18 protein-coding genes are annotated in these 16824 nt (G+C 29.5%); all 18 read left to right on the top strand.

Features of this window, described 5'->3' with window-relative positions:
* The 18 genes from IC221_RS16095 to IC221_RS16010 all read left to right on the top strand — a co-directional run bounded on the left by IC221_RS16095 (position 1) and on the right by IC221_RS16010 (position 16813).
* Entirely contained in the window at positions 1-5145 is a 5145-nt protein-coding gene (locus tag IC221_RS16095) for a DarT ssDNA thymidine ADP-ribosyltransferase family protein (RefSeq protein WP_188169949.1), read from the top strand.
* Positions 5146-5155: 10 nt separating this feature from the next.
* A complete protein-coding gene (locus IC221_RS16090; protein ID WP_223241406.1) occupies positions 5156-5851 on the top strand; it encodes a macro domain-containing protein in 696 nt (231 codons plus the stop codon).
* 661 nt (positions 5852-6512) lie between these two features.
* Positions 6513-7736, top strand: coding sequence for a tyrosine-type recombinase/integrase (locus IC221_RS16085; protein WP_188169948.1), 1224 nt, complete (start codon positions 6513-6515; stop codon positions 7734-7736).
* An 86-nt stretch (positions 7737-7822) separates the two neighbouring features.
* Positions 7823-8944 (top strand): ATP/GTP-binding protein, encoded by a 1122-nt coding sequence (locus IC221_RS16080; RefSeq protein WP_188169947.1) that lies wholly within the window; start codon positions 7823-7825, stop codon positions 8942-8944.
* Complete coding sequence (locus tag IC221_RS16075; protein ID WP_188169946.1) at positions 8937-9749, top strand: hypothetical protein; 813 nt, start codon at positions 8937-8939, stop codon at positions 9747-9749. Before IC221_RS16080 ends, IC221_RS16075 begins: the two co-directional genes overlap by 8 nt.
* Positions 9750-9752: 3 nt before the next feature.
* Positions 9753-9926: a hypothetical protein gene (locus IC221_RS16070; RefSeq protein WP_188169945.1), complete on the top strand. Its 174-nt coding sequence runs from the start codon at positions 9753-9755 to the stop codon at positions 9924-9926.
* A gap of 112 nt (positions 9927-10038) precedes the next feature.
* A complete protein-coding gene (locus tag IC221_RS16065; protein WP_188169944.1) occupies positions 10039-10251 on the top strand; it encodes a hypothetical protein in 213 nt (70 codons plus the stop codon).
* A gap of 201 nt (positions 10252-10452) precedes the next feature.
* A complete protein-coding gene (locus IC221_RS16060) occupies positions 10453-11091 on the top strand; it encodes a hypothetical protein (RefSeq protein ID WP_188169943.1) in 639 nt (212 codons plus the stop codon).
* A 131-nt stretch (positions 11092-11222) separates the two neighbouring features.
* Positions 11223-11486: a hypothetical protein gene (locus IC221_RS16055; RefSeq protein ID WP_188169942.1), complete on the top strand. Its 264-nt coding sequence runs from the start codon at positions 11223-11225 to the stop codon at positions 11484-11486.
* A 4-nt stretch (positions 11487-11490) separates the two neighbouring features.
* Entirely contained in the window at positions 11491-11772 is a 282-nt protein-coding gene (locus IC221_RS29585; RefSeq protein ID WP_223241405.1) for a helix-turn-helix domain-containing protein, read from the top strand.
* A gap of 2 nt (positions 11773-11774) precedes the next feature.
* Positions 11775-12092 (top strand): hypothetical protein, encoded by a 318-nt coding sequence (locus IC221_RS16045; protein ID WP_188169941.1) that lies wholly within the window; start codon positions 11775-11777, stop codon positions 12090-12092.
* 126 nt (positions 12093-12218) lie between these two features.
* Positions 12219-13706 carry a hypothetical protein gene (locus IC221_RS16040; protein WP_188169940.1) on the top strand — a complete coding sequence of 496 codons (1488 nt, stop codon included), beginning with the start codon at positions 12219-12221 and terminating at the stop codon, positions 13704-13706.
* A complete protein-coding gene (locus tag IC221_RS16035; protein ID WP_188169939.1) occupies positions 13703-14167 on the top strand; it encodes a hypothetical protein in 465 nt (154 codons plus the stop codon). Before IC221_RS16040 ends, IC221_RS16035 begins: the two co-directional genes overlap by 4 nt.
* 77 nt (positions 14168-14244) lie before the next feature.
* The gene (locus IC221_RS16030; RefSeq protein WP_188169938.1) at positions 14245-14523 is read left to right on the top strand and encodes a hypothetical protein; all 279 of its coding nucleotides are present in this window, start codon (positions 14245-14247) and stop codon (positions 14521-14523) included.
* Between the two features lie 2 nt (positions 14524-14525).
* Positions 14526-14843, top strand: coding sequence for a hypothetical protein (locus IC221_RS16025; protein ID WP_188169937.1), 318 nt, complete (start codon positions 14526-14528; stop codon positions 14841-14843).
* Between the two features lie 73 nt (positions 14844-14916).
* The gene (locus IC221_RS16020) at positions 14917-15759 is read left to right on the top strand and encodes a hypothetical protein (RefSeq protein ID WP_188169936.1); all 843 of its coding nucleotides are present in this window, start codon (positions 14917-14919) and stop codon (positions 15757-15759) included.
* A gap of 49 nt (positions 15760-15808) precedes the next feature.
* The gene (locus IC221_RS16015) at positions 15809-16078 is read left to right on the top strand and encodes a hypothetical protein (RefSeq protein WP_188169935.1); all 270 of its coding nucleotides are present in this window, start codon (positions 15809-15811) and stop codon (positions 16076-16078) included.
* Between the two features lie 99 nt (positions 16079-16177).
* Entirely contained in the window at positions 16178-16813 is a 636-nt protein-coding gene (locus IC221_RS16010; protein ID WP_188169934.1) for a hypothetical protein, read from the top strand.
* Positions 16814-16824: the final 11 nt, after the last annotated feature.

Here is a 16824-nt window from a genome sequence, read left to right as displayed (position 1 = left end):
ATGAGAAATATAACAGAAAAAAAAATTGGATTAGAATTAACAAAAAACATACGAGAAAATGATTCTTCATATTTAGGAAAGTTAAATTATAGTTTCAATATCTATGAAAAGAAAATTTCAGCAATTATTGAGAAGGGGATAATTGTTGATGACATATTTGTCCTTCTATGTAAAATAATCGAGCAACAGTCCAATGAATCAATTGGAAGTACAGCATTGGCTAAAATTATTGGGTTTAATATTGAAGGAGAAACTTGTGATTTAGCTGAAAAAAATATTTACAATACTTTAATAAACTTTTTAGAAGAAAATTTTTTGATTAATAATCAATATAATGTTCTCTCAATTACTCCTATAGGTAAACGCCTTATTTCAGAAGGGAAGCTTTTTAGTTATTCAAAAGGTGAATTTATTTATAAATCATTTATAAATTTTGATAAACATCGTGATATAAATTTATTTAAAGAGTTTAAACTTTCTCATAAAATTGTGAATGAAGAAAAGTATATTTTTTCTGATTTCGAAAAAGGAATATCAAAAAATAAGAGCTATCAACAAGTGCTTGATGGTGTATATAATATTGATTTTCAGATTCTCAATGAAATAAATGCAGTTCTTATGAATAAGGAACGTTCTTCAAAAGTAGTAGATCTAACTAAAACAGATATAACTATCAATGATGATGTTCCATCTTTAAAAATAGATCTTTATTGTTTTAAGAATTCAAATGGTACAATAGTATTTTTCCCTTTCTACAATAATATTTTCTCAAAGTCATTACAAGATTACATTCATGGTGAGGAATCTATTTATCAGTTTGAAGTTTTAAGAATTGAATATCAAAATCTTATTTCTAATGATAAATTTGAATTTGATATTAATGACTTAATACAGTTTCATGATGTTATTGATTGGTCTTTTTTACTAAGTAATAATAAGGTGAAATGGAATCAAAATACTATAGATTTTCTTTTAGAACTAAACCTAAATATTTCAGAGTCATTATCTAAAACCATTCCAATCAATATATTTATTGACTTAATAAATACATCAAAATATGATGTATTATGGGATTGGACAGTATTAACTAAAAGAGTATCATTTGATTTCTTATTTAATAATATAAATAATGAAATTTATCTTTGGGATGAGTTCGAGTTATCAAATTTACCATTTGATCAAGTATATAAATTATTTAACGCTGACTTTAGTGAACTTGATTGGAATTATGAATTGATTACTAGTAATATTTTAGAGGTTAATCAAGGTTTGTTTTTTGAATACATTAACAAATTCCCCTGGAACTTAGAAACAGCTTTAGATTACTTAGATGTAAATCAATCTTTAATTTTATATAATTCTCTTGACCGTGAGTTTCACAAATTTATACCCTATTATCTTATTTACAATAATTTATCAGACCTTAATTTTTCATTGATAAAAGGAATTTACAAGGAAGATCAGAATGGTTGGGATTGGTTAAAAATAACAACTAGAGAATGGGAGTTAAATAAAGAAGTGGTAATAACTGACATAAATTTCTACGAATGGGATGTAGACTATATTAATTCAGTATCTGATGAGAAATTATTAGAGGAAATTTTTTCGAAATGCTCTAATGAAGTCAGAAAAAGATTCAACTATAAGTTACTTATTAATAAGCTATCAGATAATTTCTTAGTTGAAAATTTAGCAAATTATGCTGAGTTTTGGGATTGGGAATTAATATTAATAAGACTTTTAAAGTATAGAGATGTAGTAGAAGTTTTAGTTAATAATAATACGTTTAAAGATTTATTATCGAAGCATTGTAATCATAAATTTACCACAGAAAAACTTTATTGGTCAGAAGATTTAATTAATCTTCTTGATAGTTTAGACTTGATTAAATGGCAGACAATACCAGAGGTTGGTGAAGTACAATATCGACAAGGTAGATTTGTATCATTTGAAGGTTATAAAGAAATTGAAGAATATGTTGTCTTAGCTAAGAAAGAACCTGGTTTTGATATAAATAGTTATGTTGTATGGACTAAAAATTTATTTAATAAGTATAACCATTATCTAACTACATCAGAGTCGATAGAGAATTTATCAAGACGTATTAATGATATAAATATTGTTTTAAATAATAAATCATACAGGTGGTCAATACCAGATTTGATTAATAATTCTTTGATAAATCTGAATAACTTAGACTTTGTAGATTTTATCAAAGATAATAATACCCATTCTGTAAATACCTTATTAGGCAAATTAGATGATGATTTTGTTGATTCTAATTTCAGTGAACTAATATTTGAACGTAAGCTTCTTATCAATGAATTGTCTTTACCCATTATAGAAAAATACTTGATTGACAATTTAGATTTCAGTTGGGATTGGGATTATCTATCGCATATTTTATCTGTAATTTTTTTAATAAATAATTATGATCATTTAGAAGAAAGAATTGATTATAATATAATTCATACTAGGCTAAGTAAAGTATCTAATGATATTGAAAGAAGTGAATTTGATGAATTATTCTCTCTAATTAATCCAAATCTCTGGGATAAGGATATAGTATCGCAGTATCTATCTTCTGATTTTATTATTTCAAAAATTGATGATTATGAATGGAATTGGAGTAGGATAACACCAATTTTACCTATTGAATATATAAAAGATAATCTAATCAATTTAGAAAACGATTTGGATTGGTCGTATTTAAGTAGTTCAGATGATTTTACTATAGACGAAAAAATAGAATTGATAATACAAGGTGTAGGATACTGGGACTGGGATTACTTGTCCAATAATTACATTCCAGTAGATGATATAATAGCTAATATCAATAAATACTCCAAGTCATTATTAAAGAGTAATTCAGAAAACCTTAAAAAGAAAATAACTCAAATAATTCATCCTAAAAAATTAGATCAATACTTGAGAGATAAATCTTTAATTGGTTTATGGGATTGGAATTATCTATCGTTTTCAGATAATAAAAAACTAAGATTCAGTGAGGTAATACTGGAAAAGTATGAAAACTATTTAAATTGGGATACAATTACTAATGAAAGTATTAATGCCTTAAGGGTTACCCCAAAACTATTGTTTAAATATAATGATAAATGGAATTGGGATCTTCTGTCTAAAAATAAGAAGTTAAATTTCAGATTAGATTTATTGATAGGTGTTACTAGAGGTTTAAAATGGGACTTTGATTATATTTCTAGATATAGTTCTTTTATTAGAGATAAAGATTATCTAGAGAAAAATCTTGATGCATTTTCTGAATATATTAATTGGTCAGAATTAAGTCATAATCCATATCTTAATATAGAAGCTGAACTAATTCAATCATATATCGATAAAGATTGGGATTGGAATTATTTATCAAAAATAGAAGAAATAAATACTGATGATAAATTATTAAAATCTGAAAAACCTTGGAATTGGGAGTATATATCCGAAAATAGTTCAATTTTTTCTGATGAAACTAAGGTAGAATTATTCACTAATAAAATTCACTGGGGTAAACTATCAAAAAATTCTTATATAAAGCTAAATAGGAATTTCCTTGAAAAATATAAAGAACAAGATTGGGACTTTGATTCTTTATCAAAAAGAGGTGACTTTAATAAAGTTGAAAATTATAAACTATTCAACAATGAAATAAGACCTTTTGTAAAATCTTTTATCACGAATTTATCAGAAGACATAAAAATTAGCTTTATATCAGATCTAGCTAATGATGGAGTACTAGATGAAGATATTTTTAATGCTATTTTAAGAAATCAATATTTATGTATTGAGACTAAAGATATTAAAGAATTAAGTTGTTATGGTTATAATTTATCAGGATTACTTTTAAATGATAAGTACCAATCAGAAAGTTATGCCATTGAATTATCAACTGCTGGAGTTGATTTAAGTAATGTAATCGGAAGTATAAAAACTACTCTATTCTCTACAGAGTTATTATCATCATTACAAACTCAGAAGAGTAGAAGAATTTGGTCATACATTTCAGGGAGTGACTTATTATCCATTGATAATAATACAATTCATTTATTTAAAGATTATTTGGATTTCAATATTCTTTCAAAAAGAGATGACTTATCAAAAGTTCTTGAAGAAGGTGTTGCAAGTTGCGAATTATGGAATTGGTATTCATTATCAAAAAATAAAAGTATTAATTTCTCAATGGATATAATACTTAAATATGAAAAATATTGGGATTGGAATTCCTTAAGTAATAATTCTGTAATTCAAATAAATGAAGAGATTTCTTCTTTCATCAATAAAAAATTAGATAATGTATATGGTGCAAAATTTTATAAAAATTTAAAGAAAGAATTTCCTAAAATATATCATTTTGCACATTTAGAAAATGCTTCTAATATTATTAATCAGGGTAAAATAATGAGTCGTAATAAGGCTGAAATGAAAGTAGATTCTGCAGGAAGTGTAGTAGGGAGAAAACACGATGCACATTCATATGCTAGATTTTATTTTAGAACAAATACCCCAACTCAATATTATAATGAAGGATTAGGTAGAACTCACAAAAAAGGTGAATTAGATTATCAAGCTAAAAAGTTAGGTTTTCCAAAATGTCCAGTTCCTATTTTCTTCATTATTGATATTGATGAAGTATTTGCAAAATATCAAGATAAATGCTTTGTTTCAAATGGAAATATGCAGTCAAATTCTGCTAAAGTTTGGAATATTAATGATGGGTTAAAAGTATTTAATTTTGATCATGTTTATGATACTTTCCCTTTTAATTCAAATGATTTCAATAATGATTTAAGAAAGTATATTCTATATTCACAACAAGAGTTCTTGATATTAAATGAAATAGATATTACCATATTCAATTCATTAAAAATTGTTTGTAGAAATGAAATAGATAAAGAGTCATTGTTAAACTTGATTGATAACAATTCTCCATTAATTACACATATCGAAGTGAATCCTCAGCCGTTTATGGAGAATAATGCTTTTGTAAATAAGTATGGTGAATCATTTAGAATAGATTGTAATAATGAATCTAATCCTCCAGGAAAGTTGAAGTTTGAATATTCTCCAGATAGAGTTTATTTTGAAGATTACAATAAAAATATATCTTGGTTAGTTTATCAAGGTTCTAATTAAATTCATCATTATGTCAATAAAATATATAAAAGGAAATATTTTTAATACTAAATGTCAAACTGTTGTAAATACAGTGAACTGCGTTGGTGTTATGGGAAAAGGTATCGCTCAAGTATATAAATTGAGATATCCTAGGATGTTTATTGAATATAAAGAACATTGTAAGAACAAATTAATTCAACCAGGTATTCTTTGGATATATAACAAGCAAAAGAATGCACCCTGGATATTAAACTTTCCAACAAAAAAGCATTGGAAATTTCCTAGTAAAATAGAATGGGTAGATCAGGGGTTAAAGAAATTTGTAGAAACATATCAAGAAAAAGGAATCACATCAGTTGCTTTTCCATTATTAGGTACACATAATGGAGGTTTAGATACAGAATTAGTTAAAAAGTTAATGGATAATTATCTTAGCCAATGTAATATTGATGTTGAAATCTATGAGTTTGACCCGAATGTAAAAGATGATCTTTTTGATAATTTTAAATCAAAATGGAATTCACTTGATAGCTCGAAAATTAAGGAAGTAACTGGAATCCAACCACAATATGCTAGGAAAATATCTGAAATTATAGATTCAGGAGAAGTTAATTCAATAATAGGTTTAGCAAATTATAAAGGTATTGGTGAAAAAACTCTTGAAAAAGCATTTTCTTATGTACTGAATCATAAAGGAGGTAACCAAAAATCATTAGATTTCTAATATAATAAGTATATTAATTGTACTATTTTAATAAATCAGGATAAGTTTGTCGAGTGTTTCAGTATGACATTCGTAAAACACCAGTAAAAACGTACTTTTTATTGGTTTTGCCTCCGTGTTGCTTCCGTTATGATTACGTTATTACATCCGTGAAACAAGCTTAAAACGCAGGTTCTACTTTCGTTTAAATTGTACTTTTCAAATGCAATCTCAATTGGTTATTAAAGTGCTCAGTTCTAAATTTGAAGATAAATAGTTGAAATCTGATGCTTTTGGGTGGGATCTTGCCTACAAGAGAGATTCAATCGAGAAGAATAAGATGAGTTAAAGTATACTTTAAAATACAATTGAAGTATGAGATTGAAAATGTAGTGAAGTTGGTTAGAAAAATGTTATCCCCAATGTTATCCCTCTTAAACAAAAAAACCGCCCTTACATTACTGTAAACGCGGTTTCTAGTGGAGTCGGAGGGAGTCGAACCCTGTAAAAATGAATGTAAGCTAAAATTCAAAAACCTTTCAAATATAGCTAAAATCAAAGATTTGATATAAATACAGATAAATACTAAACCATATACGTAAAAATAAATAGCCCCTCATATAGCCCCTCAGTTAATTAATGGTTATATTTGTAAAGGAATCAAAAATAACATAAAATCATCATGGCAACGGCTAAATTTTTTCTCAAAGATCAAGGGAACGAAAGGGGCAAAAGTTTGATAATGCTAATTCTTAGAGATGGAAAAAAAAGACTTAGGATTTCAACGGGTGTAAGTGTAAAGAACCCCAAACATTGGAAACACGAAAAGCAAATTATTAATGATGGGGGAAGTTCTTCAAGAGAGTACAATATTTTTTTGAAAGATTTTCAAGCCAAGGCATTGAAGATTTTTTTAAATGCTAAGAATATGGGGCTTGATATTGATGCTTCTTATTTAAGAGAGAAATTAGATACAAAACAAAAAGCTGTTTCAACAAAAGCCAAGTTTTGGGAAGCATGGCAAAAGCATTTAGAATTAAAAGAGAAGAAACTAAGTGTTTCAAGTATCAAGAAGTTTAAAAGCCTTGGGGTACATCTTAGAGGATTTGAGGAAAAAAGGAATGTGATTTTTGATCTTGATAAGGTGGATTTGTTTTTAATGGAAGCCTTACAAACTTATTTTGAAGAAGTTGCCAATTTGAACGTACAAACTACTGCAAAGTATTTAGGTCTTTTTCGTACTTTCTTGAATTGGTGTAAAATGGCTAAAATTACTAAAAATGAAGATTTTAGAGAGTTTGTAATAAAACACCAACCCGATACTTTAAAGGTGGTAATGACCTATGAAGAGTTAGAACTTATCAAGAATACTACTTTTGACCAAAGCAAGTACAATAATGCGAAAAGCCTGTTTTTGTTGTCATGTTGGACGGGTTTAAGGTTTGGGGATGGTTCAAGAATTGACGAAAGCCATTTGAAAAAAAACGATTCAGGGTTTTATTTAGCTATTCAGCAAGAGAAAACAAAGGAAGCAATTGAAATACCTTTAACAGATGATTGTTTAAAAATTGTAAGAGCTTTAATTGATGGAGGAGTACACCCCATTAGCAACCAAAAGTTAAATAAATACGTGAAAGAACTTGCTGAAATATTGGAGATTAACGAACCTTTTGAGGTACACGAATACAAAGGTAATTTAGTGACTACTAAGAAAGTACCAAAGTTTGAATTAATCACAACTCATACAGGAAGAAGAACTTTTGCTACCAATTTAATGATAAAAGGTGTTTCTCATAAAATTGTAATGAGTCATACAGGGCATAAAGATTTTAAAAGTTTCTCCAAATACATCAATGTTCCAAAATCTGAACATGCGAATATTATTAGGATGGCTTTGGGAGGATAATTATTTATATCAAATTTGATAACAAACTTACCGTAATTTTTTTGCGGTGAAATTATTGTGATAACTTTACTCAAAATAAAAAAGTTATGTTAAAAAAAATTTCAGTATCTAATTTTAAAGGCTTTAAGGATGAGTTTGTTTTTGATTTAGGGGAAACAAATGGATACAGCTTTAATCAAGAAGCAGTTATAAATGGAATTGTTAATAATGCTATTGTTTATGGTGCAAACGGTGTTGGGAAATCTAATTTAGGTTTGGCAATATTTGACTTGATAAGTCATTTAACCGACTTAGAAGGGGGGAATACTCAGTATGTGAATTATAAGAATGCTTATGATGTAAATGGACTAGTCTCATTTAAATTTGAATATGACTTTGATGGGCAGATAGTGTTATATAACTATTCTAAACGAAGCCGAGAAGAAATTGTCAAAGAAGAGTTTTTTATCTCTGATAAGAGGGTTGCATATTTAGAAAAAACGACAGAAAAAACGTTAGTTGAAATAGATTTGAAGGGAACAGAGACATTGAACAAAGACCTATCAAATAATAATATATCACTTCTGAAATATATAAAAAATAATGCAATATTAATTGATGATTTTGAAAAAGAGGTTTTTTATAGATTTTTCAATTTTATTGAAGGAATGTTATACTATCGTTCAACTTTAAATGATAATTATTTAGGTTTAGTTTCTGGGAATATAAGTTTAGATGATGATATAATTGAGAATGGATATTTAAAGGATTTTGAGGTTTTTTTAAATAAGGTTGGGATTGAATGTAAATTAGATACAGTTACAGTAGCTGGTAAAAAGGAAATAGTAATGAATTTTGAACATAAACAAGTTCGTTTCTTTAATATAGCATCCTCTGGAACTATTGCGTTGACATTATTTTATTTCTGGTATCATAGAATTAAAAACTCAGATAAAGTTAAGTTTATTTTTATTGATGAATTTGATGCATTCTATCATCAAAAATTAGCTAAATTGATAGTTGAGATACTCAAAAAGACAGGCGTTCAATTTGTTCTTACAACTCATAATACATCTATAATGACAAACGATTTGCTAAGACCCGATTGTTATTTTATTATGGATAATAAACAAATTAAATCATTGGCAAACTTAACTAATAAAGAGTTAAGAGAAGCACATAATATAGAGAAAATGTATAAAGCCAATTCATTCAATATCAATGTCTAAAAATATTTTATTTGTATTTGAAGGGGAACAAGAAAAAGAAATTTTCAATACTTTTATAAGTAAGATTAAAATTAATGATTTCTCTGTATGTTGTGCTTATTGTACTACAATTTATCAATTATATAGAGAAATAAAGGACGATGAGGATTTAGACCTTTTTGTATTACTAAAGGATATAGAAGGGAATAGAGAGGTTTTAGAAGGTTATTTGAGGGATGATTTTGCCGAAATTTATTTGTTTTTTGATTATGATGGTCATGCACCAATTGCGAGTGACAATGACTTAGACTCTATTATAGATCTATTCTCAGAGGAAACAGATCACGGGAAAATTTATATTAATTATCCTATGGTTGAATCATTGAAACACTATAACCCAAAACAATTTAAATTTTCAGAATTAACTACCTCAATACAGCTTCCGAAAGGAACTTCTTATAAAGGAATTGTCAATTCTCAATGTTTACATGAATTGAAAAAGTTAGAGAATTTTGGTTATAAACAATGGCAAATAGTTGTAGACATTCACCTTAAAAAAGCAAATTTATTAGTTAATGGAGAATATTCTATGCCTACTTATATGGTTGGACAAAAAGAAATTTTTGAGTGTCAAAGGTTATCATATATAGATCCAAACAATGAAGTTTTTATTCTTAACTCTTTTCCATTGTTTTTATTTGAATATCATGGTTTTGATGTTATCACTAAATTTTTAAAAACAATATCAAGATTTGAGTATGAATTAAACAAATTAACTACAAAGGAATTGATTGAAGTTAAAAATAATTTAATTCAAATATTATAAACCATGAAAACCAAACCCAAAAAGCCCCAATTCACCCAAGAAGAAAAAGAAGAAGCTAGAAAGTTTTTAAAGCTGGATGACATAAACCACCCAATAATAATAGCGTTTTTGAGTGGTGATTATGGAGAAGTTTACGACCCTAAAACGGGTTTATGTACTACAAAAGATATAATATAGATATGGTCGGGGCGTGAATGTCTCGACCATTTTTCATAACATGCTATTTCTATAAAACAAACTTTATATTTCCTTAACTTTGACATAGTTAACCATTAAAAATAGGAGGCAAATGACAAAGGAAACAATACAAAAAGCGAATAATACAAGACGGGCAAATACTTTAAAAAGGTATCAACACATACAAAACAGGTTTACAGAAATTTATAATAGCTCTCCAAAAGGTTTAAGGTTCTCCATGGATTCAGTAATTGACCAATTAAGTGATGAGTTTGCGTGTGCTGTTTCAACGATTAGAACAGCATTGAAAACGGTTGATAATTAAGTTTTTAAGGCTTGGGCTGTGTGTTTTGTTGTTGTTTTTTCGGTGGTTGATCTAATTTGTTAAATTAAAATTAGTTATACAATTATTACAACTATTTTTTGATGTTAGTTTATATTGCAAAGTGAGGGGCTGTTTTTAAGGAAATAGCCCCTCAAACAGGAATAAATTATAAGATCAAAACAAAAGGAATAACATAAAATCATGGGTAAAATTACGGTTAAACATTATCTAAATAAGAAACTAAAATCAAGGTTGTTAAATAACGTTGAACATTATCCATTATATATTCAAGTCGTTTATAATAGAAAAAGTTTGAGGTTTAAAAGTTCAATTGCTTATAATGATGGATTTTTAAATGATAACGATTTGAATATGGAACCTCTTAAAAGTTTTATAAAAATAGAGAGGGATAATATTGAAAAAGTGGTAAAAGTTCTTTCTGATAATGATGTGGATATAGTAGATGCTTCTAAGATAAATTTACTAAGTCAGAATTTATTTACTATTCTAAATAATACTTTTGGAGCCTATTATACAGAGTTATATTATGAAAAATATGAGGAAGTAGATGTACCTATGATGATTTCAACTGGTGATTTTCATGACATTTATGAATTAGATAGTTTTCTATATGGAGCAATTCAAGATAAATTAGATGATAATATTCATCTAATGTTTAGAATGATGGTTGATATCATGGTTATGAAAGAAGAAATAATGGTTTGTGATTATTTATATGGAAATGGTAAAGTAAAACTTAAAGAGTTTGTTCAAAGTATTTATGACGATAAAGACTTAGAAATTATCCATAAAGAGATTGACAGGATGTTAAGTTTATAGCTGTATAAGATGGAGTTTTAATTAATTTCATCTTTTTTTATGTATTATGTGGAATAATTATTCAACAAATGTTGAATAATTATTCCACTTTTTTATATTTGCATTATACTTATTATTAAAGTAATGTAACTATGAAAGAAAAAACCATTGCAGACAGAAAGGAATTAGAGGACTTAAAGAGTCTTTTGCCTTATGGTGGGATAAGTGAAATCTCAAAAAAAGCTAATCTTCCATACTCTAATGTTCAAAGATTCTTCGTGAGTAGACGAAGCCCATCAAATGAAGAACAAGAAATCATCTTGAGAGCATATACTGAGGTATTGCAAGAAATGGAACAAAGTCGTAAAAAGGCTTATAAACAAGTAGCCAATGTTTTATTAGAATTAGCCAACTAAAGCCATGCAAAACCCTTTTGAAACCATCGAACAGCATTTTAAAATGCTTATGGAGAATCAAAACAAGATTCTTAAACGCTTGGAGGAAGTCGAAAAGAGCGTACAAAACAAAGAAACCTTTAAAAAGGTAATGACCCTAAAAGAAGTAGCTGAACAATTGCAGATATGTAAACCAACAGTTTACAAACTCATTAATGAGGGTAAAATACAAGTGAGAAAATCAGGTACAAGAACACTTGTTTTAGGGGATAGTGTAAGAAATTATTTAACTGTAGAACCAAATTAATCATGTTTGATAAAGCACAAGAACAAGAAATTATAGCCGTTAAATCGAATTTAGATGAACTTGCGGTAATTGAAAGGCTTGGGGAAGAAGATCAAATTGCACAATTAAAGTCATTGGTGGGGAATCTCAGTGTTGAAAGTGAACAAATGACAAATAGTGTCCTCTCTTCTATCCAAAGTCAAGCCTTTATAAGAAATATTAAAGACCTTTTGACTCTGACAACTATTGAAAAAAGCCATTCAAGTTTAGTGATTAATAACGTTAGGCAATATCTAGAAAGTTCATTAAGTAGCCTTGTAGACGGGAAAAAGACCTTTTAAATCCTAATCTTTAATACATCTCGGAGAACAGAAAAGCGAAAATTAATTTTTATCGCCCTCCTTTTTACACCCAAAATTTAAGGGCGTAAAAGGGCGAAGAGTCTAAATAACAAGCAGTATTCAAGTTTGATCGATGGCGTTTTTATATCATGTGGTGATCTTTCTAAGCGATGGCGAGAAAGAAAGATAGGGTTTTCATTTGTAGGAAATGAAGAAACGGGGGAATTATACCCCGTCCGATCTGCATGGTATAAGGGTTTGAAGCTGATTATTAGAGAAACCAAAGGACAAACGAAGTGTGAGATAAAAGGAAGTTTACACAAATTTTGGAACGATGGCGAACACAATGCAGATACTTACACCTATCAAAACTATTTAGATACGTTGGTCAAACTGCAAAATGAATTAGGCGTAAATCCCACTTTTGCCCGTCTACATAACTTAGAATTTGGCGTGAATGTTAGTACACCCATTTCAGCCGAAAAGGTTTTAAAGGGGCTGATAGCCTATAAAAACAAAGGCTTTGAAGGTGTGACCATTGATAATAAGTTTTATCACGCTTCAATCTCCAATGTACAGTACAAAATAAAGGCTTATGACAAAGGAAAACAGAAACATAAGAAGGAAGACGGGAAAACCCTAAACCGTAAATTATTGCGGTTGGAATATCATTATAACAAAATGGAGCAAATCAACAAAATGGGTATTTACACTCTCCAAGACTTAGCCGACAAAGAGGTTTTTAAATCCTTTGGCGGTCGTTTGCTGTCCGTTTGGGGCGATGCAATATTTATAGATAGGTCTAACAATTCTATGCGGTTAAAAGAGATGACAGAAGCCAAAAGAACACGCTTTTACAGTCTCCTAGATGTTGGCAAATGGGATAATAGTACAACCAAAAGGCAAAGAACAAGACATTTGAAACTATGGCGTGAATTGATGGTGAATTACTGTAACTCCAAAGTACAAAAGTCAATCTATGAAAATATTGAATCCCAATTAAATGAAATTGTAGGTGAAAACTGTCCACCAAATGACCACTTTTTGAAGCTGATTAAAGTTCAAAAAATGAAATCCGAAAAAACGCAAAAGTGTCCACCAAATGACACATTATGTAAGGGGTCATTTTCTGACATTCCGCCCACCTCCAAAACCGCAAATATTACCCCAAAATCAAAGGAAAATCCGAAAGGAAAAAACTGTCCACCAAATGACCGCAATTCAGATTCAAAAAAATGTCTTTGTTGTGGTGCTGACATTTCCCACAAATCCAAAAACGCCAAATATTGTTCAAGGGCTTGCAATAACAAGTACAACCGAAACAAGCGAAAAAAGATGAATGAAGCATTGAAACAAAAGGAAAACCCCGTATTAGTCCGATTGATGGAAGAAATACACAAAAACAGTTTTAACCTCTCCATTACCTACACACAAGACCGAAAACGATACACTGACCAGTTACACCAAAAAGAAGTGTTTGCCCCTGCTGAATGGATAAGAAAAATAAAAGAGGTCAAGGTATGGACGGACAGAAAGAACGCTAAAAAAATAGTGCTAACAGGTACAAGGGCAATGAGATTTATTCGTGAAGTATCAAAAAGGAATCAAGCATGAAACACGAAGAAAATAATTTATACAAGGAGTGTTTAAAAGACTTAGGGAATGAATGTATTGAGGGTTCCAAACTAGAATACTACTTGGAGAAAATCAAAAACAATGAGGGATTAGACTTCCAAGGCAATCAATACATGTGTAATACCCTTATCGCAACATGTTTAAGGCAACACTTTTATGATGAAGCTGTAAAACAAAAACACCTTGAAATATGGGTGATTGAAACAGGAACCGAGTTAAACGAAACTGAAAGTAAAGCCAAGGTTGAAGCCCTTGAACAATGGATAAAAAAATACCAATGGATAGGTGAATATGATTATTCAGAACCAAAACAAAAGAACGATGAAGAAAAGAAAGTATACCCACATCAAACACATGGGGCATTATGTTTCACTAAGGTTTACGGAAACCATCCCTGGAGCAACCGCAAAGACGGGTACACAAGAAAGGAAAGGCATTGAAGACCATTTTTATAAATCGGTGAGTGAAGCCTATCAACAATTTAAGGTAATGAAAGCAAAGTATAATTTATAAGATCATGAGATTAACCAAAGAAGAAAAAACAGCCTTAGAAGATCTAAAGAGGGTAATTGATAGCTGTATCAATGGCAATGACATTAGAATACTAACCTCTCAAAACAACAGGATTAAAAGAGTTTTAGGAGTTGATTTGAAAGGGGCAACTCTTAGAAAGAAAGAGGTCAAAGAATTAAAAAGAGGTAAGGATAACTTTAAGATTATCATTCAAAATACTATGGGTATTACTTACCCTGATACTTACGGTTATTTCCCATTTCAAGTTAAAAAAAGAAAGTAGTCATGAAGTACAAAAACAGATTTGAACAGGAAGCCAAACCAATAATTGACAAAGTAGAGTTTTACGCTTTGATGTGTAAATCTTCCTTTGGTCAAAGGCTTTTAGAAATCACTAAAAATTGGAGTAATGAAAAGGAATTTTTGAATACAATTTACGTCCACTCTATGAAAACATGTAGTATCAAAAAGAACATTTATTACAGGGTGAATAGCATTTGCAGAGAATTGTATTGTAAAGTAAAAGGTGTTGAAAACCTAAAAGGGCAAAGGCAAAAATTATATGAAACCTTCTATAAGATAAAATTAAAGGAAGGACATTAAAAAGGCTTGCACCCCACAAAATAAGGTGCAAGCCCAAGGAATCATTTACTACATAAATAGTAAACATAAAATCATGAGCAATTTACGAAACATACCACATATTACAATCATTTTAATATCATTCACATACTCGGTGTTTGTGGTCGCCAATTACCTAGAAATACACTTTTCTATGGTGGTAAGTATAGTAGCAAGTGTAGTACTTGCCTTACTAAGTCATTACTATTTGATCTACTCCATTCGTGAGATTATCAAAACCAAGAATGTACACCAATCCATAATTATAGCCGTGGTGCTTCTCGGAGTAGTGGTATTTATGGAATTTGAAGGGGTGGAGAAAGTAACCTATCAAAATACAGTTGACCGCACCCAATTAGACCAAGACAAAGCATTACAAAAAGACCTCCTTCATCAATTAGCCAAAATTGGCACCTCTAGGCGTTGGCAAGACGTTGAAAGTAAACGTTTGATAGCGGAACAGCTTGAAGAGGTGAAAACCCGAATACAGTACGGTTTAAAACGTTTTGAAGAAATGGAAGAAAAAGCGGAAATGAAGGCACAACAATTCAGACTATTCAGTTTAATATTTATTGGGTTGTCCTTACTCGCTTCTAGCTGTATTCAATCAGAAGAACAGGAAAGTATTAAACCTGTTTTAAAACCTGTTTCAAAGGCTTTTAAAAACGAAAATGAAGAGGAAGAAAACCCAAAACCAAAACAGGTTTATAAGTCGGTTGATGAATTAGGTACCAAACAAAGAATAGCCTTAGCGGTGGAACATATCAACCAATCCAAACAATGTAAATTCTCCTTTTTAATGAAAGAGTTTCGTTTATCTCCCAAACAGGTAAAAGAAGCGAAACAGCTATCTAATTATGAAGGAAAAGAGGGAGAAAGAAAAGTGATAGGATTTTAAAACAGGTCTGTTTAAAAATAAAATTTCATAACCAATAAAGGAAAAGACAATGATTAGTTTAGGAAAAGAAAAAAGACAAGGTGAAGATTTTGAGCGTAATATTATCAATATAAAAATAGTTGGTGAAGCTTACGAACTTGTAAAAATGCAAGAATCATTAATAAAACTCATGCAAGGTTACAACCCCGATGTTATGGGCGATAATGAAAAAGATGTTTTCTACTATGCAGGTGAAATCTTAATAGGGTTACTATCAACAGGAAGCCAATTAGAGAACGGTCTTAAAAATGAGGGAGGTAATAATGAATTTTTAAGTTAAAAGTGAATTGAGGAAATGAAGGAAATAAGACCACCACCAAATAAAATGGGTAAATCATTGCGTCATTAAATCAATTTTAAACAAAATAATTTTTATAAAATGGGAAAGTTAAGAAAACCGTATTTCATTGATAGATACAACGCACAACATGAAATAAATAAAGCGGAAAGCCAATTGCAGTTTTATAGACATGCTGAAAGCGTATTAAATAAACTGTTTGATGGATTTAAGTTTGATTGGTCTTGGATTTTCTCAATTCCAAACAGTAACAAACTAGCTAGCGAATTAATAAAAATTGGATGTGCTGAAATAATTGAAAGCTCAAAGTTGATGCCCGATGCTTATGTTCAGATGTGTGATATTAAAGAAGAGGTTTTTAATCTCGCAAAAGATATTGTTGCAAATAAAAACAGTCGTAGTTTTTCGGAGTTGACTTTAAAAGAAGGTGTATTTACAAGGCTTTCAGATGCTGAAATATTGGAGAAATACACCTATAGACCCCAATCAGATAGTGAGGAGGAATTTATAAAAGACTTACATACTATAAGAGATATTTACGTGAAATATGGTATGGAAAAATTTATAGGAAATAGTGGAAGGGAGTTTTTAGAAAACTTTACAATAAATAGCCCTACTAATATTGAAGATCATCCAGACTTATTTATTCCAAACCCTGCAACAATAAAGGATGGAGTTAGAGAAGGTAGATTGCATCTTATTTTTAGCACTTACTAAGAACGAAAAAA

The sequence above is a fragment of the Flammeovirga sp. EKP202 genome (assembly GCF_014534745.1).
In the GTDB taxonomy this organism is placed as follows: domain Bacteria; phylum Bacteroidota; class Bacteroidia; order Cytophagales; family Flammeovirgaceae; genus Flammeovirga.
Note: the sequence above shows the minus strand (reverse complement) of the source record. Positions and strands in the feature narration are given on the sequence as shown.

What these genes read in the sequence shown, in the direction of transcription:
- IC221_RS16095 (WP_188169949.1), top strand. Translation starts at nt 1, where the DNA reads ATGAGAAATATAACAGAAAAAAAAATTGGATTAGAATTAACAAAAAAC.
- IC221_RS16090 (WP_223241406.1), top strand. Translation starts at nt 5,156, where the DNA reads ATGTCAATAAAATATATAAAAGGAAATATTTTTAATACTAAATGTCAA.
- IC221_RS16085 (WP_188169948.1), top strand. Translation starts at nt 6,513, where the DNA reads ATGGCAACGGCTAAATTTTTTCTCAAAGATCAAGGGAACGAAAGGGGC.
- IC221_RS16080 (WP_188169947.1), top strand. Translation starts at nt 7,823, where the DNA reads ATGTTAAAAAAAATTTCAGTATCTAATTTTAAAGGCTTTAAGGATGAG.
- IC221_RS16075 (WP_188169946.1), top strand. Translation starts at nt 8,937, where the DNA reads ATGTCTAAAAATATTTTATTTGTATTTGAAGGGGAACAAGAAAAAGAA.
- IC221_RS16070 (WP_188169945.1), top strand. Translation starts at nt 9,753, where the DNA reads ATGAAAACCAAACCCAAAAAGCCCCAATTCACCCAAGAAGAAAAAGAA.
- IC221_RS16065 (WP_188169944.1), top strand. Translation starts at nt 10,039, where the DNA reads ATGACAAAGGAAACAATACAAAAAGCGAATAATACAAGACGGGCAAAT.
- IC221_RS16060 (WP_188169943.1), top strand. Translation starts at nt 10,453, where the DNA reads ATGGGTAAAATTACGGTTAAACATTATCTAAATAAGAAACTAAAATCA.
- IC221_RS16055 (WP_188169942.1), top strand. Translation starts at nt 11,223, where the DNA reads ATGAAAGAAAAAACCATTGCAGACAGAAAGGAATTAGAGGACTTAAAG.
- IC221_RS29585 (WP_223241405.1), top strand. Translation starts at nt 11,491, where the DNA reads ATGCAAAACCCTTTTGAAACCATCGAACAGCATTTTAAAATGCTTATG.
- IC221_RS16045 (WP_188169941.1), top strand. Translation starts at nt 11,775, where the DNA reads ATGTTTGATAAAGCACAAGAACAAGAAATTATAGCCGTTAAATCGAAT.
- IC221_RS16035 (WP_188169939.1), top strand. Translation starts at nt 13,703, where the DNA reads ATGAAACACGAAGAAAATAATTTATACAAGGAGTGTTTAAAAGACTTA.
- IC221_RS16030 (WP_188169938.1), top strand. Translation starts at nt 14,245, where the DNA reads ATGAGATTAACCAAAGAAGAAAAAACAGCCTTAGAAGATCTAAAGAGG.
- IC221_RS16025 (WP_188169937.1), top strand. Translation starts at nt 14,526, where the DNA reads ATGAAGTACAAAAACAGATTTGAACAGGAAGCCAAACCAATAATTGAC.
- IC221_RS16020 (WP_188169936.1), top strand. Translation starts at nt 14,917, where the DNA reads ATGAGCAATTTACGAAACATACCACATATTACAATCATTTTAATATCA.
- IC221_RS16015 (WP_188169935.1), top strand. Translation starts at nt 15,809, where the DNA reads ATGATTAGTTTAGGAAAAGAAAAAAGACAAGGTGAAGATTTTGAGCGT.
- IC221_RS16010 (WP_188169934.1), top strand. Translation starts at nt 16,178, where the DNA reads ATGGGAAAGTTAAGAAAACCGTATTTCATTGATAGATACAACGCACAA.